The organism is Niastella vici (assembly GCF_002077945.1).
In the GTDB taxonomy this organism is placed as follows: Bacteria; Bacteroidota; Bacteroidia; order Chitinophagales; family Chitinophagaceae; genus Niastella; species Niastella vici.
Genome location: NZ_LVYD01000041.1, coordinates 143,819 through 164,978, shown reverse-complemented (window position 1 = coordinate 164,978; position 21,160 = coordinate 143,819). Strand labels below are relative to the sequence as shown.

The 21,160-nt window shown below is 38.8% G+C and carries 21 protein-coding genes; 4 read left to right on the top strand and 17 right to left on the bottom strand.

Annotation, left to right across the window (positions count from 1 at the left end; translation table 11 throughout):
• Window positions 1–67: 67 nt before the first annotated feature.
• From A3860_RS10350 to A3860_RS10315, 8 genes are all read right to left on the bottom strand, one after another.
• On the bottom strand, window positions 68–3,211 hold the full coding sequence (locus tag A3860_RS10350; protein WP_081146601.1) for a glycosyltransferase: 3,144 nt from the start codon (window positions 3,209–3,211) through the stop codon (window positions 68–70).
• A 41-nt stretch (window positions 3,212–3,252) separates the two neighbouring features.
• Window positions 3,253–4,188 (bottom strand): NAD-dependent epimerase/dehydratase family protein, encoded by a 936-nt coding sequence (locus A3860_RS10345; RefSeq protein WP_081146600.1) that lies wholly within the window; start codon window positions 4,186–4,188, stop codon window positions 3,253–3,255.
• Window positions 4,185–4,751, bottom strand: coding sequence for a dTDP-4-dehydrorhamnose 3,5-epimerase (gene rfbC / locus A3860_RS10340; RefSeq protein ID WP_081146599.1), 567 nt, complete (start codon window positions 4,749–4,751; stop codon window positions 4,185–4,187). Before rfbC ends, A3860_RS10345 begins: the two co-directional genes overlap by 4 nt.
• A gap of 19 nt (window positions 4,752–4,770) precedes the next feature.
• Window positions 4,771–5,817, bottom strand: coding sequence for an NAD-dependent epimerase/dehydratase family protein (locus tag A3860_RS10335; protein ID WP_081146598.1), 1,047 nt, complete (start codon window positions 5,815–5,817; stop codon window positions 4,771–4,773).
• A gap of 37 nt (window positions 5,818–5,854) precedes the next feature.
• Entirely contained in the window at window positions 5,855–6,625 is a 771-nt protein-coding gene (gene rfbF / locus A3860_RS10330; RefSeq protein ID WP_081146597.1) for a glucose-1-phosphate cytidylyltransferase, read from the bottom strand.
• A gap of 104 nt (window positions 6,626–6,729) precedes the next feature.
• A complete protein-coding gene (locus A3860_RS10325; protein ID WP_081146596.1) occupies window positions 6,730–7,092 on the bottom strand; it encodes a hypothetical protein in 363 nt (120 codons plus the stop codon).
• Window positions 7,093–7,109: 17 nt separating this feature from the next.
• Entirely contained in the window at window positions 7,110–8,237 is a 1,128-nt protein-coding gene (locus tag A3860_RS10320; RefSeq protein WP_081146595.1) for a glycosyltransferase, read from the bottom strand.
• A gap of 98 nt (window positions 8,238–8,335) precedes the next feature.
• Window positions 8,336–9,157, bottom strand: coding sequence for a glycosyltransferase (locus A3860_RS10315; RefSeq protein ID WP_081146594.1), 822 nt, complete (start codon window positions 9,155–9,157; stop codon window positions 8,336–8,338).
• A 544-nt stretch (window positions 9,158–9,701) separates the two neighbouring features.
• Here A3860_RS10315 and A3860_RS10305 point away from each other — a divergent pair.
• Window positions 9,702–10,379 carry a sugar transferase gene (locus tag A3860_RS10305; protein WP_158085195.1) on the top strand — a complete coding sequence of 226 codons (678 nt, stop codon included), beginning with the start codon at window positions 9,702–9,704 and terminating at the stop codon, window positions 10,377–10,379.
• A 64-nt stretch (window positions 10,380–10,443) separates the two neighbouring features.
• Here the strand turns inward: A3860_RS10305 and A3860_RS10300 are convergent, their stop codons facing one another.
• Window positions 10,444–10,971, bottom strand: coding sequence for a magnesium chelatase subunit ChlI family protein (locus A3860_RS10300; protein ID WP_081146591.1), 528 nt, complete (start codon window positions 10,969–10,971; stop codon window positions 10,444–10,446).
• Between A3860_RS10300 and A3860_RS10295 the strand changes: the two genes are divergently transcribed.
• Window positions 10,881–11,369, top strand: coding sequence for a helix-turn-helix transcriptional regulator (locus A3860_RS10295; protein ID WP_262497291.1), 489 nt, complete (start codon window positions 10,881–10,883; stop codon window positions 11,367–11,369). The two genes, A3860_RS10300 and A3860_RS10295, sit on opposite strands and share 91 nt — an antisense overlap.
• 262 nt (window positions 11,370–11,631) lie before the next feature.
• On the opposite strand, the gene A3860_RS10290 is transcribed toward A3860_RS10295, so the two are convergent.
• From A3860_RS10290 to A3860_RS10280, 3 genes are all read right to left on the bottom strand, one after another.
• Window positions 11,632–12,513: a hypothetical protein gene (locus tag A3860_RS10290; RefSeq protein WP_081146590.1), complete on the bottom strand. Its 882-nt coding sequence runs from the start codon at window positions 12,511–12,513 to the stop codon at window positions 11,632–11,634.
• A gap of 63 nt (window positions 12,514–12,576) precedes the next feature.
• Window positions 12,577–12,993 carry a hypothetical protein gene (locus A3860_RS10285; protein WP_081146589.1) on the bottom strand — a complete coding sequence of 139 codons (417 nt, stop codon included), beginning with the start codon at window positions 12,991–12,993 and terminating at the stop codon, window positions 12,577–12,579.
• Between the two features lie 6 nt (window positions 12,994–12,999).
• Window positions 13,000–13,755: a hypothetical protein gene (locus tag A3860_RS10280; protein WP_081146588.1), complete on the bottom strand. Its 756-nt coding sequence runs from the start codon at window positions 13,753–13,755 to the stop codon at window positions 13,000–13,002.
• 760 nt (window positions 13,756–14,515) lie between these two features.
• Here A3860_RS10280 and A3860_RS10275 point away from each other — a divergent pair.
• Complete coding sequence (locus tag A3860_RS10275) at window positions 14,516–15,364, top strand: hypothetical protein (protein ID WP_081146587.1); 849 nt, start codon at window positions 14,516–14,518, stop codon at window positions 15,362–15,364.
• Window positions 15,365–15,868: 504 nt separating this feature from the next.
• Here the strand turns inward: A3860_RS10275 and A3860_RS10270 are convergent.
• The 4 genes from A3860_RS10270 to A3860_RS10255 form a co-directional block, all read right to left on the bottom strand.
• Window positions 15,869–16,975, bottom strand: a complete 1,107-nt coding sequence (locus A3860_RS10270) for an exodeoxyribonuclease VII large subunit (protein ID WP_081146586.1) — start codon at window positions 16,973–16,975, stop codon at window positions 15,869–15,871.
• Window positions 16,976–16,978: 3 nt separating this feature from the next.
• The gene (locus A3860_RS10265; protein ID WP_262497294.1) at window positions 16,979–17,650 is read right to left on the bottom strand and encodes a reverse transcriptase family protein; all 672 of its coding nucleotides are present in this window, start codon (window positions 17,648–17,650) and stop codon (window positions 16,979–16,981) included.
• 121 nt (window positions 17,651–17,771) lie between these two features.
• The gene (locus A3860_RS10260) at window positions 17,772–18,074 is read right to left on the bottom strand and encodes a helix-turn-helix domain-containing protein (protein ID WP_081146584.1); all 303 of its coding nucleotides are present in this window, start codon (window positions 18,072–18,074) and stop codon (window positions 17,772–17,774) included.
• A 23-nt stretch (window positions 18,075–18,097) separates the two neighbouring features.
• A complete protein-coding gene (locus A3860_RS10255; RefSeq protein WP_081146583.1) occupies window positions 18,098–18,352 on the bottom strand; it encodes a hypothetical protein in 255 nt (84 codons plus the stop codon).
• 1,005 nt (window positions 18,353–19,357) lie between these two features.
• On the opposite strand from A3860_RS10255, the gene A3860_RS10250 reads away from it, so the two are divergent.
• Window positions 19,358–19,630 (top strand): hypothetical protein, encoded by a 273-nt coding sequence (locus A3860_RS10250; protein WP_081146582.1) that lies wholly within the window; start codon window positions 19,358–19,360, stop codon window positions 19,628–19,630.
• Window positions 19,631–19,633: 3 nt separating this feature from the next.
• Here the strand turns inward: A3860_RS10250 and A3860_RS10245 are convergent, their stop codons facing one another.
• Window positions 19,634–19,882 carry a hypothetical protein gene (locus A3860_RS10245; RefSeq protein ID WP_081146581.1) on the bottom strand — a complete coding sequence of 83 codons (249 nt, stop codon included), beginning with the start codon at window positions 19,880–19,882 and terminating at the stop codon, window positions 19,634–19,636.
• Window positions 19,883–21,160 lie beyond the last annotated feature (1,278 nt).

The following is a 21,160-nucleotide window of genomic DNA, read 5'->3' as shown; positions in this document are numbered from 1 at the left end:
GGTAATAGGAATTCAATCAGTAATGTAAAATATATGTTGCATGCATGGGTGTAGAAAGGTTTAAGGTCTATTTAAACAATGATTTAAAAAATATACTTGCTGAAGCTTTGGTAAAATTTTGTTGTGCATATTCAACAATAAGGGTGCTTAAGTGCTGTAAATCTTCGTTATTGTTATATAGAGCCAGAATAGCTTCGGCAAAATCTTTTTCCGTATCATTGGCCTTTATGATGTTGTCAATCCCGATCATTCCCTCAAGCCCAAACGAAGTACTTACCAAGGGCAGGCCCTTGGACATGGCCTCTACCGTTTTACCTTTTAAACCGGCCCCATAACGCAATGGCATAATAGCCAGTTTAACGCTTTTATACAATTCGTTGAGCTCTGCATCGCTTACATATCCCTTAATAATGACATTATCCGATGCCAGTGCCGTCACTGTTGGGGGAACATTCGATCCCACTACAAACAATTGCAGGCCTGGTATTTGTTTAAGTACAACGGGTAGAACCTTTTCAGTAAACCAAACTACCGCATCTACATTGGGTGTATGTACATAACCACCTACGAATAATATGTTCTTTCTTTCTGCAAAATTTGTGATGGGGTTGTCAATTTCGGGGTAAAAGAACGCGGGCATCACTTCAATCGGTTTATTCATGCCAAAATCCTGGCTGATGATGACTTTTTCCTTTAAAGTGGGCGTAAGAATAACATCGGACTTGCTGAAAAGGGTGAATTCGGTTTTTTTCCATTCTTCCGAATCCTTTATCTTTTTTTCATCTTTTGTTATCTCGTATTCTTTCAACTCTCTTACATAATGCAGATCGTGTCCGTAATAGTAAATTTTGGCATTCGTGTTTTTCTTGAGGAAGTCTATATATTTTATGGAAATATGCGGCCTGTTCAATAATATGAAATCAATATGTTTTTGATTGCCGATGATCCATTGTTGCCAGTTATTGGCATAATAGGGTCCATATAACACTTCGATGCCTAGTTGTTGCAATACGGTAGTGTATGGTTCCGATCTATAAAAATTATCTCCAAAAAACTTTACATTGAATCCTAATTCAACAAGTGCTTCCAGGTATTGAAAGGTAGTTCTGGAGCCTGCATCTTTATCGAATTCAGGTGCATAATGATCAATTACCAAGATTGTTTTTTTCTTCCTGCTTCTGTCACGTGCTACAAACACGTTCTCTGCATTTGGAAATTGGTCTTCTCCCAGGTTCTTTTTCCATTTATCAACAAATTTCTCTTTATTGAACACCTGGTATTGTTTAACTCCTGAACCGGTACTGGTGCCATGTGTAAGTCCTTCGTAATGTACCACAACAGATAGCGGTTGATAAATTACTTTATAACCCAAATTACGAATTGAGAATGCCAGATCTGAATCATCGAAGTAGGCGGGCACATACCGTTCATCGAGGCCTTTTAGTTGTTGCCATAGTTCTTTTCTTATCAGGTTACTGGCCCCGCTGATATAGTCTGCTTCTTTCAGGTAATTGTATTCGGCGGCTTCAGGGTCTTTTCTGTTGCCATAATTCCAGGCACTTGCATCGTTCCAAACAATTCCTCCTGCTTCCTGCAACGTACCATCGGGATATACGAGTTTCGATCCTACCAATCCAGTTGTTTTATCTTTGTTCATGACATCGACCAGGGCACTTAACCATTTTGGGGTTACAGTAGTGTCGTTATTTAAAGTAAGAATAAACTGGCCTTTGGCATAACTGGCAGCATTATTAATATTCCTGATATATCCCAGGTTTTCTTTGTTGCGGAGATATATTATGTTCTTAAAGTACTTTTCTATGTTAACTGTTTCATCGCTCGATACATTATCACCTACAATGATCTCATATGGCACATCATTGGTGTGCTTGTATATTGAAATGAGACAGTTGCGGGTAAATACCCAGTTATTGTAAGCAGGAATAATGATAGATACCACCGGCTGATTAAAAAGGGGAAATGCCAATGGTAGTTTTATATCCGTAGGTATATCGGGCACCAGGTTAACTGTACTTTCTATGGTAACAGATGAGCCAGACGGTGCCTTTTGGAGTTTTAGCGTGTTTTTTAAATTCTTTAAGCTTTTATAAAGGGGAGAATTTTCTCTTAAAACTTTTCCTTTGAACTTATAATATACTGAAAGCAGTTTCCAGCCATCTGAGGAGTATATATCCTGCAACCGGATGGCTAATTGTTTTCTTTCTGCATCGAGTTTTTGGATGTCGTTTGATCTTCTATCCAGTTCTTTTTTTAAATTTTGAATTTCGGTAATACGGTCATTGAGTATTTCCCGGCTCTCTTCCACCTTGTTCTGTAATGCTTTTATTTCTTCGGTCTTTGCTTCATTTGTCGATTTAATCGCTTCAAGCTCTGCATTGGACCTTCTGCCCCATTCACCTAACTCCAGCACTTCATTTTGCAATTGAATGATCCTGTCCCATAATTGAAAGTAGGATTTTTCACTTTCGGGTATAATTCCTGCGATGGAAACATTTGTTTGCTCAAAATTGTCTGAACACAGCGCAATCAGGTATTTGGGTTCAAACTGGTATTGCTTATCGTTAAGATTATAAGCTGCAACCGATTCCTCTTTTTGGTATGATTCTTTGTTAAGAATGAGGCTGGTGACTTCAAAGCCCTGTCCGAAAATGTTTACATGTTTAAAACCGTTTTTTAAAAGATCCACGAATTCATCCTTATACATTTCCCGTTCGTGAAATTCGTTGTGGTGGTTGAACCGGTCAGTATAATTCTTTTTATCGGGTGTAGAAATTATCATTAACCCGCCAGGCTTCAATACCCGCCTTGCTTCGACCAGGAATTTTCTCTGGGTCGCTTCATTTATATGTTCAATGGTTTCAAAGCTTACGATTACATCAACACTTTGATCGGGTAAGGGAATTTGGTCAACCGATCCAATTGAGAAAGAGATGTTTTTTTTATTGGAGTAAACTTTCGAAGCATGTTCTATTGTTTCGGGGTTGATATCTACTGCATACACATGAACTGCATGATCTGCCAGCATGTTGGTGCCATATCCTTCCCCACAGGCAATATCAAGCACAATTTTGTCTTTTACCAGGGGAAAAGTGCTTAAATAACGATGTTTATGTTCGAGTTGCAGTTCATGACTGCCTGGTGTTCCTTCAGTATGTTCAGGGGGAATGAAAAATTCGCCTGTGAATTTCATTTTTTGGGTGTTATATGGTTAAAGGCCGTTAGTTACAATCGTTATTTTTTGGTAAGCAATGTTTTTTTATAATATCTGGCTATTTCATCCCAGGCGGTCTTTTCGTCCCATTCGTTATCGGCCAATAGCACATTAGTTGTATTTACCCTGAATACCGGCTCATCGAACGTGGTTTGTTTTCCTTCTTTTACCGCACACGTCAATGGCAATCGTTGTTGCATTTCCGCAGCAAACCGTTTGGCAAATGTGCCTTGTGATTCAATATAACCGCTTGGCCCAATTTTTTCAATTGCCGAAAAGTTGTTGCCACCAACCCAATTGGCATATATGATGGCCAGTTGGGTTACGTGAATATTATCTCTTATGTAGTCGGGTGTTTTTATTTCAGGTATTTCTCCTTTTATCCACGACGAAATGAGATAATTGCAAAATCTGGGTTCTTCGTACGGTCCGAACGGATTGGGGATCACAAATTTACCAAGTGGCATGTTCAGCTTCCAGCACCAGTGGCGGAACGTTTCCCATGTTATGGTTTTAGATAGGCCATAAGGTGAAAAAGCTACAAGTGGCTCACTGCCCGCTCCTTCATTTGCTTCAAAAACACTGCCGGTTAATATAATTCTTTTAACGCCCTGTTCTTTAGCTTTTTCAATAACCGTTCTGCAGGCTTTGCTATTGGCGGCAAACGCGCCGGCAATATCAAAGTCGGGGCTTCGGTAATTTTCAACGAATGCGCCGTGATGACAAATTATATCGTACTTGTTTTCAAGAAGTTTTATGAATTTTTCATCACCGAAAGAACATTCCCACACAATCTCGGCCCATTTGGCCACTTCATTACAGCGGTCTTTTCTAAGACCAGCATACTGATCCTGTATTCCGCGAAAAGTCGCTGTTATTGAATGACCCTTTTCTTTTAGGGCTTTTATGAACCAGTATCCTGTGAAAGAGCTGCCACCTGTAATTAATATTTTCATACCAAACCTTTTAAAGTGTCAACGCCATGAAATGAGGGGTCAAAATCAGGCCAGGCTTTATCCTTATCTGAGATTTCAACGGGTTCTATGGGCCATTGAATGTTAAATTTTGGATCGTTATACCGGACACCTCTTTCCAGTTGAGGGGCATACAGCGCACTTACCAGGTATAATGCTTCCGTTTCATTCTGCAGGGTCACAAAGCCATGTGCAAACCCCTGGGGTACATACATCATTACCCGGTTTTCAGCGCTTAATTCAGCGCCAAACCATTTTCCGAAAGTAGGGGAGTCGGGGCGCAGGTCAAGTATTACATCATATAAAGAACCTCTAAGGCAACGAACAACTTTTACTTCTGCAGAAGGTTGTAACTGGTAGTGCATGCCTCTTAAGGTCCCTTTTTTTTCTGTTAATGAGTTATTGATCTGAACAAAACGGGTTATCAGCCCTGCTTCACTGAATTCATTCTCACAAAAGAAGCGGGCAAAAAAACCCCTGTTATCACCTCTTTTTTCAAGTTCTATTGTGTAAGCACCTTTTAAAGGTGTAGGTATAAATTTCATATATTAGGTAGGTAAAGTTTTAAAAGATCCATTCCAGATTTGCGTTCAGTTTGTTTGATGCCATATGTTTTTCAAGCACTTTTAACCGTATTAATTGCGACTCCCTGAAATTGGCATCGTTAAACTGCATGGTTTGTAACCCGTTTTTTATTTCAGTGGCTGATTGAACAAGGGTTGTAAGCGGTAAATGATCCGGAGCTAATTTCCTGAATAATGAAAAATCTACCTGGTACGATCTTTTATCAGGTAATGCATTTGTGTTAATAGATGTTTGTGTACCAGGAATTACCCCTGCCACAACTTCAGCAATTTGTTTTACCTGGTAATTAAAATCGTTCCGTCCGATGTTTATGGCCAAATATTTACCGGGTGCTTCCGATCTTATAAGTGCCCAGTCAATAGCCCTTGCCATGTCTTTTACATCGATCAATGGGCGCCAGGGTGATCCATCGCTCAATACAACGATCTTTCCTGTTGATAATGCCGATGCTACAAAATCATTTAATACAAGGTCGAGCCGTATTCTTTCAGACATGCCACATGCTGTTGAGAACCGCAAGGCGGTTATAATCATATCAGAAGCGCCGGAAAGTTTCTGCAGCCCTATTTCGGTATTTACCTTCGATTTGGCATAGGCTGTCAGCGGATTTAATGCATCGGTCTCTGTTCTGGGGCCACCTTCTGCAAAGCCGTAAATACTGCAACTTGATGCAAAAATAAAACGCTTAACACCGGCCTTTGAAGCCAGGTTAGCCAATTGTACACTGGCCTTGTGGTTAATTTCGTCTGTAACAGCTTCGAACTTATTGCCCATTGGGTCGTTAGAAACTGCAGCCAAATGAACAACTGCATCAAAACCTTTCAAAAAATCTTCATTTATTTTTCTTATATCACCATAATACTGCTGGTCAACATAAATTTCAGGTGAGTACGCAACGCCTGTAAGACAATGTGCAAAAAAACCACTATCAATTCCTACAATATAATGCTGGGGATTAACTGTTTTTAAATGTTTGCTTAATACCGGTCCTATATATCCTAAATTTCCTGTAATTAAAATCTTCATTTGTAAAGTTTATTAATGTGCCAAGCGTTGTTAATGATTACCATAATTTCCAGGGAGCTTTTCCTTTGTCCCATAATTCCTCGAGATACCTTTTGTCTCTCAGTGTATCCATGGGATGCCAGAAGCCATTATGAAAATATGCTGATAGTTGATTGTCTTTTGCGAGATTTTCCATCGGTTCTTTTTCCCAAACAGTGGAGTCGCCTTCTATATAATCTTTTACTTTTGGTGATAAAACAAAGAAGCCGCCGTTTATCCAGCCGCCATCTCCCTGTGGCTTTTCCATAAAGCCGGTCACTTTATTATCCTCAAATTTGATAGCGCCAAAACGGCCGGGTGGCTGAACTGCTGTTACTGTAGCCAGTCTGTTTTCTTTTTTGTGTAAGGCAATAGTGGCGTCAATGTTTATATTGCCAACACCATCACCATAGGTTACAAAGAAGTAGGGATCATTGTCAACATATGGGATGATCCTTTTTATTCTTCCACCGATCATGGTTTCCTCACCTGTATCAACGAGTGTAATGGACCATGGTTCGGCTTTGCTTTGATGTATATGAGTCGTATTGTTTTTGAGGTCGATGGTAACGTCTGAGGTATGTAAAAAATAGTTAGAAAAATATTCTTTAATAACATATCCTTTGTAGCCAAGACAAATTATAAAATCATTTACTCCGTATGCAGAATACATTTTCATGATATGCCATAGGATGGGTTTACCGCCTATCTCAATCATTGGCTTGGGTTTAACAGCCGTTTCTTCTGATATTCGGGTTCCCAACCCCCCAGCTAACAGAACTGCCTTCATAATAGTTTCAATACAGGTTTTGTTGATGAATTTATATCGGTGCTTGCAAAAAAAAATTCTTGGGTATTAAGGTACCCAACGAATTTTCGCGCAATAGAAAAAAACTATTTTTTATTTGGAAACAACAACGAAAGCTTTTGCTTCAAAGTGCCCAGGAAACTTCTTGTTTCATATGTGCGCCTATACCAGTCGATATCATTTTGCAACCGGCTTATGTCCCCCAAAAGTTTATTGATCAATTGCCTGTTCCCTTCAGCTGTATCCTGAAATTCGCGGGTATTGGCTTCAAACATACTGATAGCCTTATCTTTCTGCTGCAATGCTTTTTTTAATTCTTCTATTTCTGCAGCCTGCTCTTTTATGGTATCTTTTTTTTCGGCCAGCTCAATTTCAATAAAACTCCTAATCTGATCAAGGTTCTGCCTGATCAGATCATGACTCATAACCCCGTTGAGTTGCTTCTCCATGGTTGTAAACAGTTTAATTAAGCATTTATCAGGGCTGGCTTTAAAAAACCATCATTTTCAAGGTGATTGCCTTCGTATAAATGCTTATACCGGGTAAAGGTATGATTTACATTAAATGATTCTTTACCGTGCATGGCAGAATATTCCCCCATAATGTTGAGCATACTGGCATTGTTAAAATATTGCAGCAATTTGACGATTGCTTCAGCATGATGTTTAAACAGGTCGCCATTTAAACACGATTTTACCAGGTCACGGTTCCCTACGCTGTCTGTGAGAAGGACCGGCTTTTTTAGTGCAAGGGCTTCCAGAACCGCATAAGGTAAGCCCTCAAAGTTAGCTGTTGATAAATACACATTAGCCGAGGAAATCAAGCGGGCTACTTCCTCGCCAGGTAACCAGCCGGTTATTTTTATGTTGGAAGATGTGAGCAATGCTTTTTCGGGTCCATCACCTATCCAGAGGAATTCAAATTGCTGGAATTCTTCAAAATACCGGGCGATGCTATTGAACAGGGCCGGATTTTTTTGATTGATTATGCGTCCGCTGGTGACAATGCAAAACTTTTTATTGGAAGGTTCAGCATCGTGCCCGCTTACCTTATCGAAAGTAATACCATTATTGATGGTAATGGCGGGGATGCCAACTTTTTCATATTCAGCCTGTTCTGAAGGCGAGCAGCAAACTACCTGTCCGCCAAAACCCTGGCCCAGCCGCTCCAGTATTTTATAAACATAATTGGAGAATTTGCTGGTGCCTACTAAAAAGGGAGCGCCATTCGGAGTATATATAACATTATTGATCCTCAGTAATTTGCATACTGCCCGGCCAATAAATCCACTTTTTGACGAGTGTAAATGAACGGCATCGATCTGCCCTTGCTTTTTAAGCCGTTTCAGGACTTTATATAATTCAAAAAAAGCAGCAAAATCCTTTGATGGCTTAATGCTGCGCTGGGCCGAATGCCAGCGAACAAAACGGGCGCTTGTTCGTCCGAATTGTTTTCTTATATCAGTAAACCTTGTAACATGGGCTCTTTCGCCATGTACTATAATGTGCTCATCATCAGGTAAGTTCTCAACCAAAGATTTTACAAAGACTACGATCCCTCCCGCAAAAGCCTCCGCCACATGTACAATTTTCATAATAAATGGATTTAATGGTAAACAGTGATGATATTGTTTTTCACGTACTTATGTAATACAAATTCGAAATATAAGTCATATGGCATTTGTTTATTTCGTTATACTCCATACAATGTTCTTTTTAATGCAAATACAAGATTGTATGGAATGATCAGTAGTAACCTTAATTTAAAAACTCCCAAATAACGTAAAACCCTATTTTTTCCGTATTCTTTCACCACTTTAATCCGGCTTTTAAGTTGCTTTTTCCTGGAACTCAGTGATATACCTTTATGATTTATTTCGCAGGTAACCAGGTATTCGGGAATAATGGCGCCTTCACCTTTCTCCAGTAACTGGTAAAAGAAACCATAATCCTCCGCATCTGGATAGGTTTCGGGATACAATTCGTTGTTTTTTACGGAATCACATCTCCACATAACTGTAGGATGGATGAAAATATTCCGAAAATGCATACCCCTTTTTATTTTATTATGCCGGGTTGGGGTAATGTATTTATAGGCAATGTTGCTAGTGTGATCTTTGAATATGCACCAACTGCCAATGAGGTTTATTTCAGGATGTTGTTTCAAAAAAGCTACCTGATGATAAAACCTTTCCGGGGTACATGTATCGCCACAATCGAGGCGGGCTACAAACTGAGCGTTGTTTTGGTTCAGGATCCATTGCAACCCGGTATTTAAGGCAGTTGTAATACCCTTATTCCTAGGTAATTGTATTATTACAACGGATATGTCGCGGGAAATATGATGGTACAGGTCTTCCAGGGTAATAGGGAGGGTACTACCATCATCCACAATTACTACTGCAAATTTATCTGCCTCATACCGTACGCTCTGTAACGATTGCAGCAGCCCTGGCAGGTTATTGAAGAAGGGTATTAACAGGTAAAAATCAAACTTTTGGGGATAAGATTTCATTTTCTAATAACGGTTATACGAAATCTAACCTTCTATAACAATGGTTTTTAATTAATAGTGCAAATGTAAAGTCAATTTTAAACATTTACGTATTAATGGAGTACAAAAAACCCTTAAAACGTTGCTTGATAAAAAGTATAATACAAAATAAAGTGTGTTATTTAAGCAATAACTGTGCTGTTTTAGCAAATAACTGCGCAGATTCGGCCCTTTTTCGTGAAAGCGTTGGGGGCAAAAGAAAATGTGAATTTATTTTTAAACCTTTTTTGGTGCAACCTTTCTTAAGTTTGCATTGTCAATTCTGTGATTTTATTGATTTCAAAATTTCTGTTTTAACATTTAATTATTAGGGGTTTACGTGATTTTGGTGTTTTAGATGTTAAATGTGTAGTTAAAGAAAAAGAGAGGCACTAATACGGCATTAAATTCGTTAACAAAATCCTGGAAGAACCATAATACCTATGCTATGATCGAGCAACCTGAAAATTTAGTTTATAAAAGAATAAAATTTTTTACTGAACATCCCCCATCACTCAGGCTATATTTGGAACGTAAGCAAAGCTATTTCATTGCCAAACGTTGTTTTGATATAGTGACATCATTGATGATCTGTGTAATGGTTTTATCATGGCTGTTACCGATCCTTATGATCCTGATAAAGCTTGACTCCAGAGGTCCGGTTTTCTTCAAGCAAAAACGCGTTGGGTTCTTAGGCCGGGTGTTCTGGTGTTATAAGCTGCGTACTATGTACATTAATAAGGATGCGGATATACGCCAGGCCAGTGAAGACGATCCGCGCATAACCAGGATAGGTAAATTTTTGCGTGTTACCGGTTTGGATGAATTCCCCCAGTTTATCAATGTATTATTAGGCCAGATGAGTATTGTTGGTCCGCGCCCGCATATGTACGCCGACTGTAATAAATTTGCCAATGCTATTAGTGGATATAAATTCAGAAACCTGGTAAAGCCAGGTATCACCGGTTTGGCCCAAATAAAAGGTTATCGCGGTCCAACCAAAGATTTTGAAAGCATCTTCCACCGCTACCAGTTTGATGCTTTTTATGTTCGTAACGCTAATTTCTGGTTAGATTCCCGCATTGTGCGCAAAACCATTGCCCAGATCATTGGTGAAGTTTTTTCCCGGATCTTTAAAAGCAAAAGCAAGAACATGAGTGCCGAAGAATGGAACACGCCTTCGCTTAAAACGATCCAGAACTAGTTGAATAAACGATTGCTTGCTATTATTTTTTCTTCTGCCATATTCACGATGCCAACTTTATTATTCAAGCTCCCCAGCCTTCTCTATCCAAATTTCTGTAAGTTATAGCTTCCGCTACGTGCTCCTGTAAAATACATTCACTGCCTGCCAGATCAGCTATAGTACGGCTTACTTTTAAAATACGATCATAAGCCCGCGCCGATAAATTCAATTTATTCATGGCCGTTTTTAAAAGGGTTTGCCCTGCCATATTCAGCACGCATACTTCTTTTAATTGCCTGCTGTTCATTTGTGCATTGCAATAAACGGCAGTATTGTTTTTATACCGCTCCATTTGTATGGCCCGCGCCTGTATAACCCGCTCGCGAATAGCCGCAGAGGGTTCCCCATTCTTTTGTGCACTTAATTCACTGAACGGAACGGGCGTTACTTCTACTTGCAGGTCTATGCGATCGAGTAAAGGCCCCGATATTTTATTCAGGTATTTATGTACAGCGCCTGGTGCGCAGGTGCATTCTTTTTCGGGATGGTTATAAAAGCCGCAGGGGCATAGATGCGTTGCCTTTTTCCCGATTGACCCGAACAACCCCAAAGCCGCTGGGTTCTAAGTATTTAGAGAATCCAGCTACACTGGGAGAGAAAATACGGAACCGGCGCCTGGAACTTCACTTGTTCCAGAAGGATGTTGCGGATCTTATGGGAGTAACCGAGGATAGTATAACTAACTGGGAGCTTAACCGGCATGAGCCGCAGATTGAGTACTATCCAAAGATTATCGAGTTCTTGGGATACTTTCCGTTTGATATTGATACTTCAACGCTGGGAGGAAAGATAAAGCGGTATCGGTACCTGAAAGGAGTAACCCAGGAAGAGCTGGCAAGGGAGTTAGGGGTAAATGAGTCAACCATATTCCACTACGAAAAGAATGACACGAAGCCGTTTCGGAAAACAATGGCAAAGCTGGCGCCGATATTGGCAATGGTAGAGTAGGAGTACAAAAAGTAAATGTCAAAGCCCAGGTGTTGAGCCTGGGCTTTTTGCTGGGTATATGAAAATTATAAATAATAAACGATGCGAAATTATTAGCGTGTTTAATACATAGTGGCTGCATCGTCTATTGTTTTTGATGCGCCAACAGTGTTACCGCATTCAGGCTTTATTCGTCCGCCGAACTGAGACTCAGTAGCGAATAAAAGGCTAAGAATATATTCATCGCTCGTTATATAGCAAATGCAATGTTACCTTCATGTGTTTATTGTCCAGAGAAGTAAGCTACTACTATGTTGAAAGCATCTTTTAATTTATCGCCGTTACCATCCCATAATGCTTTCTTAACACCTGTTTTCTGAGCGGTAACATAGAGCGAACAAACTTTACATGCCTTTTCTGGATCAATTTGTTTTTGGCTGGAGAAGTTAACGATCTTTGCACTCCCTGGATTTTTTCCTCCTGTTTCAACTTCATCTGTTGTTAAATTAGCAATTGCTTTTCCTGAACAATCCGTAAGTGCTACTGTCACTCGTCCTTTTGGACCGGCATCGGTTGCGTCTGTCTCTAATTGGATTGTTATTGAGAGAATACCTGATGCTTGGTCGAGGGTTGCCTTTCCTCGTACCCAACTTTCTGGAGAATTGCCACCATAGATATATGAGGGCATACCACGTTGAAAATTTCGGTCAGGGTCATGCTCAGGTTCTAAAAGACCAGTTACTTTAATGGTCGGGTAAACTAATAAAGTAAGCCCACCATCAACATAATGAGTAAAAGTGCGATGCTCTGTATCCAAACCGTTTCCATTTGAAAAATAAGTCACTTGCTCAAGCCTATCTGGGGGAATACCTCTGATTGTAATAAAATCAGCTTTGCCATCATTGTTTACATCTATAAAGCCCCAAGGTTTATCTGGGTAGCCTCTATCTATGTGACTTGAAAAAGTGAATGGCTCGCCATAGGTTCCACTTGACGAGCCAAAAGAAACGATTATGTCAATAATATTCTGTCCGTAATCTTTATACTCTATCTTGTCCTGATAGTTATCTCCATTTACGTCAGCAAAATTTCTTCGTACAGTTTGCGATAAAGACAGATTTTGAATAGCTAAAAAACAGGCGAAGTATAAGATAATTTTTTTCATAAAAGGAAATTTGAGATGGCTTAAAGGTTTGTTGTGTCCATCGTAACGGCTTTTTAATTGCCACTAACGGTTGGCATGCTGGCTGTCGGCGGCATCATCGTCTTTCAAAACAAAATAAGCTACTATTAATCCTGTTATAAATCCTATTATTTTTACGATAATCATACCTGTAAATCCATAAATATTTACTAAATAAATAAAAAGTATAATTAAAGAAAGAGCAACAAGTATACCTATAATACTGCCTGTAAGTTTTTTATGTGTAGGGGCAGTACTCATACTTATACCTATTGAACTATATACTGTTACCGCTGCCCAAATGAATGAATAAATTAATGTAGTAATAGCGTTTCCTTTACTACTCTCTTCATTAATCATTTTTTGAAATATTAAATACATAAGAATTATTGTCAAGGCTACTACAGGTAAAACAGCAATCCATCTAAGGAAAATATATATTGGCTTTTTTACAATTTTCATCTGGCTTTATTTAAACGGAATTAGCTCCCTTATTTTAAATTCTGCATCTTCAGGAGTACTTTTAAGTTGTTCAAGAGCCTTAGCAAATGCCAAAAAGTATGAAGTAAATTGTATTTGCCAATCACCGGTTAGCCAAGGGTTATGATTTCCGGTTTCTAACGTAGACAATTGGTCATAAAAATTATTGAATAAGGTTTTAATGTTTATAATATCAGGATCTGTCGGGTTAATTAGTAAAATATTATTGATTGTGTCTTTCATTGCCGGGCAACTATTTTTAATATAGACAGAAACCCAGCCATTTCCATGGCATCCACTTCTTACTACGCCTTTTTCATTTACGCTTGCCATAAGTTTTCCTATATCTTCAGCTAGATCTTTTTCCGCTTTTTTTCTACTTTCTTCATTACCCCCAATAAGGATTACAAAATCACCAATGATTTTTACTGCATTTGCAATTGTGTTTACATTTAACATGACTGTCTGAAATCCAGAGCTACAATATAAATCGTTTCGAGTAAAAGCCTTATTAGTTACATCTACAAAGTTTTGATAGCATTCATGTAAATCCCTTACATCTTTGTTTTGAAAAAGGATTGTTGCTGCACTTCCAAAATTACTCATTCGTTCTTCTCTAAATGATAATTGGAAATATCCATTAGTGGCATTTGTACCAGGTGGTGAGAATTGTGTTGAATTTGAGTAGACGGAATAGATGTAGTCTAACATTCTTTGGATAACATACTGAGTTTCATTTTCCATTTTGATGAATTTATTAGTTCTAAATTTGATTGCTATTTCAAAAAAAGATTCTCTTTAAATATACCTTTCTCATAAATCACTTTTTGATGGTAAAAAGTAAAATTCAGTAATAAATCTTTCGCTATAGCCGGGGCTTTTACCTCTTTAATAGCAGATGACTATAAACAAGCAATTCTTGATGAGCCTCTTCACCGCCGTCCATATGGCTTTATATTACAAATTAATCCATCTTCAATCATTATGTCCCCGTTAAAACACCCATTTTGCCTTAAGTAAACGATATTGGAGAAACTCCTTTTTATGGGGCCTATATAATAATAGCGTCGATATTGACAATCGTAAGAGCAGAAGCAAAAAAGTAAAAGACCAAAGCTCGGGTATTAAGCTAGGTGTTTGCTGGTCTATGAACATCAAAACTAATGGATGATGCGCAATGGTAGCGTGCTTTATACAGAGTGACCGCATCATCCATTAGTTTTGATGCGCCAACAGTGTTACTGCAGCCTGGCGTTGTTATATCGTCCATCACTGGCGGCAGGCCCGCATTAATGTTGATTAAAAAGATCAAAACACCGAATTAAGAAACTAAAGAAGATACGATATGTTCAAGCAGAAAAAAAACGTGTTATAACCCTTTTTTATTAATGCATTTGGATGGAATTTTAAAGTTGAAAATTTTCTCTTATCCTTTAATGCTACAGCAATCAAGAAAAAGATAATGCTTAGTGCATTTATGGATTAACCTTTAAACCAAAAACAAATGAGATCTCAATCTTTCCAGTTTAAATTGTTTATGTTATTTATTAGCATCCTAATTGTCTCTTCTTGTAGTAGTAATGAGAGCAAATCTTCTCAGGGCAATGAAGAGGCTACTTCCGATCGCGAGTTATCAATGTCTACTACCAACGAACTCAATGCCGTAAAGGTGGATAAAATAGCACTAGTTGGGATTCAGGCGACAAATCCCGAAAACCACACGACACCCCCTGTGGTTGATTCTGGAGAATATTTGATGGTGAATGAATTTGGACCTTTGAGTGTCGACCATGCGGAAATTTATGCGGAAGACTTGAGTTCATTAGTAGGACATGTGGCACAAATCTCACCTGGTACCACACCTAACAGTTTTAAATACAATGTTTATTCCAGAAGTACGGTTGATTCTGTTCTACGGTTTTCTGCTAAAGCAATTACTCCTATTTATTCAAATTCTTTAGAAAAGAAGGCAACCAAACAAGAAATAGTTGATGCAAAATTGGTATTCCTTGATGCTAATATTAATGCCGATGAATTCTATACGTACACTAATCAGGCAGTAATGGCGCTTAGGCTAAAAGATGATGACGTAAATCAAAATAAATTAACACCTTATAATTGCTCTACGAGCCCTGAATGCAAAAATTATGTCGTTGATTGGGCTGAGATAAGGCAAATAAAGACCTATAAATATAAAAAGGCAGATAAATCAATTAAGGTAAGAAACTTACCTCCTTTCGTATCTGCCATATTTAGCGGGGGCGATTTTGCTATTATGAAAGAAAATTCTGATAAACAGGTTATAACAAAAATTCTAGTTCACTTGGCGCCTATAAAATTTTGGATACATTGACAGTAATTAATAATGCAGTAATGAAACTCATAGTAAAAAAGTAAATGACAAAGCCCAGGTGTAACACCTGGGCTTTTTTGCTGGTCAATAAACATCAAAACTAATGGATGATGCGCAAATGTTAGCGTGCTTAATATACGGAGATCGCATCATCCATTGATTTTGATGCGCCAACAGTGTTACAACAGCCTGGTTTTGTTCTATCGCCGATCACTGGCGGCAGGCGTGTACTATTGCGGAGTATGGCTATAAAGAGAAGTTATCGGAACGGAACTTATGAATATTTTCCAGTCATCGGGTTTTTGCCATAAATCTATGAGGGAAGTTTTAAAGAGGATAGCGTAATTAAGTGCTCAATGAGGCCTGTAAGGAGCCTACCTGTTCCAGCCTGCTGGTGGCAAATAAATATAAAAAAATAAAGAGGGCGACTGACGGAGCATCTTGCAAACATTAGAACAATGGCGGCATCCCTTAATACGCTATGTTCATCGTTATATTACTTCTTTACTTCTGATATTTAAAAATCACTAGTAATATTATGACCAACAATAATAGTAGAACCAATACAGTGAGAATTTGATTAGCGCTTTTAGATTTGGCTAAGCCTTCTGTAAGATTCAACACTTTTGCCTGATTTTCTTTTTCTCCTTCTTGCATTGTTTTCTCTGTTGTTTCCAATCGAGTACTTAGGTTCTGTACTTGAGTTTGAAAATTGAGTTCAATTTGCTTTGTCAAATCAGCAATGAGCTTTGCTTTTGAATTATTGAACTCATCCAGGGTTCGATTATACAGGTCGTAAAAATATTGACCGAGCGCAGTAGGTGTAATGAAATGTTTATCAGCCAACTTTTGTAAAAGCGGCTCATCGGCAGCGTGCCCAATCGCTGTTACAAAGATCGATTTAAGGCCAAGTGCTTGCTGTGATAATTCCAGGTTGTCAAATATCTGAATGTTTTCGCCACCGCCACGGGCAATCACAAGAATATCAGAAGTGTCATTTTCCCTCATGGCGTGAATTATCTCCGGCACACGGGTTAAGTTTACTTTGACATACTTTATGTCATAAACCACAACGGCATCTTTCAATTGATGTTTTATATCATTGTCGATTATGGCGGTAGTGCCAATGATAATGGTGACGTTTATAGATTTTTGCTGATACAGCCTGCTTCTTATAACGCCATCAATATCTTTATAACCAATCTTTGCTTTCTGTTGCAGCAATTCCTGGGCTTTCACTTCCTCTTCATTAATTTCTTTTTCTTTCCGTGAAAGCAGGTCTGATACTGTGAGGATCAAATCAATTCGACCGGTCGTAGTAGATAATCTTTTAGAAAGAAATGCCTGAGCTTCTATAGTTTGCCCCTCTTTTAGTTCGTATCGCAGTTTTTCGGGGACAACGAGTGTTATACTATTATCAGTGAATTCATCTTTAAGTACGTCGTAATAAACTCCGTTATAATTAACGCCCTTACCTTTTTTGTATATTCCTTTTACAAGGAATGGTTTATTTAACAAGGGGGAAGTTAGTGAATTGCTAAACGCATTCAACAGCGAACCGGGATTATAGGGAGGTTGGTCATTTGTAATATGTGCTTCGAAGCTGTCCACTTTTTATTTTTTTCTCAATCCAGCAAAATATATATCCAAACCTTTTCGGGTATAATCCGCCGTTTCAGGAGCCCAGTATTTTGCCAGTTGCTTTTTTGTAGGTCTTAAAAGATTTTGGCCGATATCAGCGCCGGTGATTTCCAGCCTGCCGAGTTTATATTTTGTTTTTTTATACCCGATGAAAAAACCATGCGCTTCAATGATTTCAATTATCGTCGGCACCCCCGCCTTGAAATCACTTTGAGACGAGAAGCACAGGTCATCAACGTATCTGGAATAGGTAATGCCGTGTTCTCTGCAAAGTGTCAGGATAGCTTCGTCCATTTCAAGCCCTGCAATGTTTGCCAGGAAAGGACTGGTAGGCGGGCCCTGGGGTAAATGGCCTTTATACGTAGTAAGCCGGGTCAATAAATGGCTAACCTTTTGCGAAAACCCCAGCTGGCGCAGAGCATCATATACTTTTTTATTCGATACAAAGTCAAAGTAGCTTTTCAGGTCAGTATGAAATTTGTACAGGTTACCCTGGTGCAATTTTGCATTTGTAATATTGCCTCTGCCTGTAACACAGCCCTGAACATGAGCCGGCAGTGCGATTTTTTGAAAAATGCGCGTTTGCATTCTGTTCTGCAGATCCCGGAGGTTTTTCTTACTGGGAGAAAACTGCCTGTATACCATTTCTCCTTTGACAATCCCCTTTTCCCATTTGAAATGGTAGTGGTTTTTTTCACCGCGCTCTAATATTTCATACATCTCCGGGGTTTTATACCCGAGAACCCCTTCCAGGTGGGATAAAGATTCAATCTTCATTTTCTATGCCTATTAATTCACCAATAAATTTTTTTATCACCGGCTCAAGCACCTTAAAGTGGGTGCGCTTGTTTTCAGGAACGTCTTTTTCATCCATGGCCAGAAAGAAAATGAAGGGGAGTGGTGTTGAAAGCTCTTCGCCTATTTTTTCTAATAAAGCGATATTGGGTAGTCTCTTATTATTCTCGATCTGAGATAAATAAGATTGTGTGATGGATAAGATTTCTGCAAACTTCCCCTGATTCATTCCCTTCCGTTCACGTAATTGCGATATGGTATTACCTAAGTTCATAAAAATAGAAATTAAGTGGACGGTTAAACAAGCTTATCAATCAAGCTGTGCACCAGGTGTGAAAGGCCTTCGCCAATAGTCGGGTCCGTTAGGAACCTTAAAAGCAACTGCACCACCAGTGCACCATTCTGTACTTTTTGTTCACCGTTCAGCTTCTCATGGCTTTCGAGATGAACAACGACATCACTTAAGAGTTTCACTTCTTTAACCGTCAATGAACCACGGTTCTTTAACATTTTTTTGATGCCCTTTATCAGGGCTTTTGTCGACTTGGACATAACTAGTAAAATTTTAAAGTTAAAGCAGCATAATTACTGCCCTGTCCATTGCAGTGGCTATGATGTGCCGTGGTTCAACACTATAAAAATCACTTAATTTTTCCTGTCCAATAAAAAAACAACTCTTTCAACACAAACAAAAAAATATATCCAATCCATATTCCCATCAATACCAACAGTACGTGGTTGGATACGGGTTTAAGCAGATATCATTGATACCGGTATTATATAACCCGTATGTAGGAAAGAATGTGTTGGTAATTCAATTGTTGATAAGCAGAATATATCCATACAGTTCAATAAAGCTCCTTGCTTCTCATTTCCATTTATCAATACATAATTCATACACATTGTTATATTGATATAGACGTAATCCTTACGCATGTTCGCCGGCTTGCGCGCGGGGAATGGGCGTGGGATCAACTATGATCGTCAGTCAATTTTCATTGAAAGAGTCTCATTGCGCATTTAAGCACTTTAAGAAATTACAGCCACTGCCGACTTGTCAAAGAACTATTGTACCCCAAAATTATATTTTTAACTGACAGTAACAAAATATTTCCAAAAAAATCTTTAAAAATAACTGTATTATGAAATAATATTGTGTTATTCAATAACTTATAACTTTTTTAGCTTTTCGGCCTGTCAGTCACAAATAAAACTAAATTTAATAGTAGTAAGTATTGGTCAGGCAAGTTTAATCCCGGCTGAAAGTGCCGCATTGAATTTATAAAAACCAAAGGAATAAAAAGGCCAACAAATGTAAGCGGCGTATGCAGGGGATTTATTGAGGAAAAACTGTGGTAGCCTTTATCTACTTATGTTCGATGTGATACCAACTGCAACGTAAAATGAATCTATCTGATACAAAGCCCTGGTGTTACACCTGGGCTTTGTATGCGCCAACAGTGTTACTACAGCCTGGCTTCGTTATATCCCCATCACTGGCGGCAGGCATGCCCTAGTGCTGGTAATTCTTTCAGGTGTAAATTGCGTTTATAATACATGACATTTCAAATCAAGATAGAATATCACAAGAGGCCAATTCGGCTAACAGTTGAGCAGCTGTATATTGATGAGCGCATGGAGCGGTACAAGATTACCGCGCGCAATGGTGATATTGTTATGGAATCAAACCGGCCAATCCTGCGAGCAAAAGGATTGAAACATAGAATGCCGGCCTGGAAGCAAATTGATGGAAAAGACCTGAGTACTCATACAATTGAGTTAATTGCCCAGGCTATTCAAAACCACGTGGAAGCAAAACCTACTAAATGAAAATCATTTATCCTTATCAAACAACCCTGTGATATCTATTGAACCCAGGTAAGGTTCCAGGGGATCTGTATAGAGAAAGCTGCGGTATCGCCTATCGAGCTTATGAGCATACACCTCCACGTAAAATGAATCTATTTGGTACAAGGTTACGGTGGACTCGCCATCACTACGTGTAGTAAGTTCAACACCATTTTCTTTCAGAGCTTCAGTTTGCTCAGATTCACTCAGGGCATTAAATTCATATAACGTCATACCCTAAGTTATAGAATATTATAATTTGACCATTACCAATACGAATATCAATATAATTACGAGAGCCACCAGGCTTAATATGGAAAGGCGGCCCCAGGAAATCTCCATGAACCAAACCTTTAGTTTGAAATCTTCTCTCCTATTATCGTTGGAATCTAGAATTTGTTTTGATTTGAACATAGTTGGCGCATTTATATTCTCCAATATGTCTTGCCGGAACGGATACAAACATAACATTAAAAAGATTTATGATTATAGGGCTATTATGAAAAATACTAAATGTTCAATAACCTAAAACAAGGGAAATTGAAATTATTTCTAATAAAAATTGCGAATTGTTAGAAAATATTTAATAGGTAAATGTTGCCTAAAAGGAGCTTTGATGCGCCAATAGTGTTACTGCAGCTTGATTGTACTTCTGCCAATCACTGGCGGCAGGTGTGCACTGGTATGGGTGATTTTTTGATTCATGGGAAAACACTATCTTGCAATTGAAATTACTCTTTAAGAAAAACGTAAAAATATCCCAATCTTCGGAATAAACATACATCTCACAAAGTATGTCCGAAGCGTGCCTTAACAAAAGACACGATAAAGATCTTTATTTGCCAAGGCGAGTAAAGGTCATGTACTGTTACAGGTACATATCAGAGTAATTTCCATCAATAAATCCACAAACATTACGGAGCGAATTATACAGTTGTATGTTCGGCTGTTGACCACTTCCCTGGGTTAATAATGCTCGGTTCGCTCATTGGGGAACAGCAAAAAATGCGACACGTAACATCGCATTGATTATTGATGTTTTAAACATTTACTAATGTCAAATAGCAGAAATGACAATAATGAAAAGTTTGAATTGAGCATTTTAGGTATTATTAAAATCAAATGCAGCAAGATTACCACGGCTGCTATTATCGTTACCATTGTTGCTTGCTTATTTAGTATTTGCGTTTTAGCCAGGTTCGTTTAAGACAATAGACGAACACTGAAGATAGGAGCTATAACCAACAGTTGAGAATTGCACTACAGGCTTTGCCGCGCCCCGTTGCGCCCGCCCCGCCCACTGCAGGGTGCAGGAGCGCGAAGCGCGGGCACACTGCTAACCGCCGTGACGGCCTTGTTATACAACCGTAGCGAAGCGAAGGTTATGCTAATAAATAAAGGCGGGCGGGGCGCGCAGGGGCGCATAAGCGTCGCCCAAGACAATGAGAAACTCAGAATAATCCTTAGCCAAAACAGTTTCTCATTGCAGGGCGACGCGCTAAATATTGGCAG

Bases quoted from the DNA above. Each gene is read 5' to 3' on its own strand.
- A3860_RS10350 (WP_081146601.1), bottom strand. From the start codon at position 3,211: ATGAAATTCACAGGCGAATTTTTCATTCCCCCTGAACATACTGAAGGA.
- A3860_RS10345 (WP_081146600.1), bottom strand. From the start codon at position 4,188: ATGAAAATATTAATTACAGGTGGCAGCTCTTTCACAGGATACTGGTTC.
- rfbC (WP_081146599.1), bottom strand. From the start codon at position 4,751: ATGAAATTTATACCTACACCTTTAAAAGGTGCTTACACAATAGAACTT.
- A3860_RS10335 (WP_081146598.1), bottom strand. From the start codon at position 5,817: ATGAAGATTTTAATTACAGGAAATTTAGGATATATAGGACCGGTATTA.
- rfbF (WP_081146597.1), bottom strand. From the start codon at position 6,625: ATGAAGGCAGTTCTGTTAGCTGGGGGGTTGGGAACCCGAATATCAGAA.
- A3860_RS10325 (WP_081146596.1), bottom strand. From the start codon at position 7,092: ATGGAGAAGCAACTCAACGGGGTTATGAGTCATGATCTGATCAGGCAG.
- A3860_RS10320 (WP_081146595.1), bottom strand. From the start codon at position 8,237: ATGAAAATTGTACATGTGGCGGAGGCTTTTGCGGGAGGGATCGTAGTC.
- A3860_RS10315 (WP_081146594.1), bottom strand. From the start codon at position 9,157: ATGAAATCTTATCCCCAAAAGTTTGATTTTTACCTGTTAATACCCTTC.
- A3860_RS10290 (WP_081146590.1), bottom strand. From the start codon at position 12,513: ATGAAAAAAATTATCTTATACTTCGCCTGTTTTTTAGCTATTCAAAAT.
- A3860_RS10285 (WP_081146589.1), bottom strand. From the start codon at position 12,993: ATGAAAATTGTAAAAAAGCCAATATATATTTTCCTTAGATGGATTGCT.
- A3860_RS10280 (WP_081146588.1), bottom strand. From the start codon at position 13,755: ATGGAAAATGAAACTCAGTATGTTATCCAAAGAATGTTAGACTACATC.
- A3860_RS10275 (WP_081146587.1), top strand. From the start codon at position 14,516: ATGAGATCTCAATCTTTCCAGTTTAAATTGTTTATGTTATTTATTAGC.
- A3860_RS10265 (WP_262497294.1), bottom strand. From the start codon at position 17,650: ATGGTATACAGGCAGTTTTCTCCCAGTAAGAAAAACCTCCGGGATCTG.
- A3860_RS10260 (WP_081146584.1), bottom strand. From the start codon at position 18,074: ATGAACTTAGGTAATACCATATCGCAATTACGTGAACGGAAGGGAATG.
- A3860_RS10255 (WP_081146583.1), bottom strand. From the start codon at position 18,352: ATGTCCAAGTCGACAAAAGCCCTGATAAAGGGCATCAAAAAAATGTTA.
- A3860_RS10250 (WP_081146582.1), top strand. From the start codon at position 19,358: ATGACATTTCAAATCAAGATAGAATATCACAAGAGGCCAATTCGGCTA.
- A3860_RS10245 (WP_081146581.1), bottom strand. From the start codon at position 19,882: ATGACGTTATATGAATTTAATGCCCTGAGTGAATCTGAGCAAACTGAA.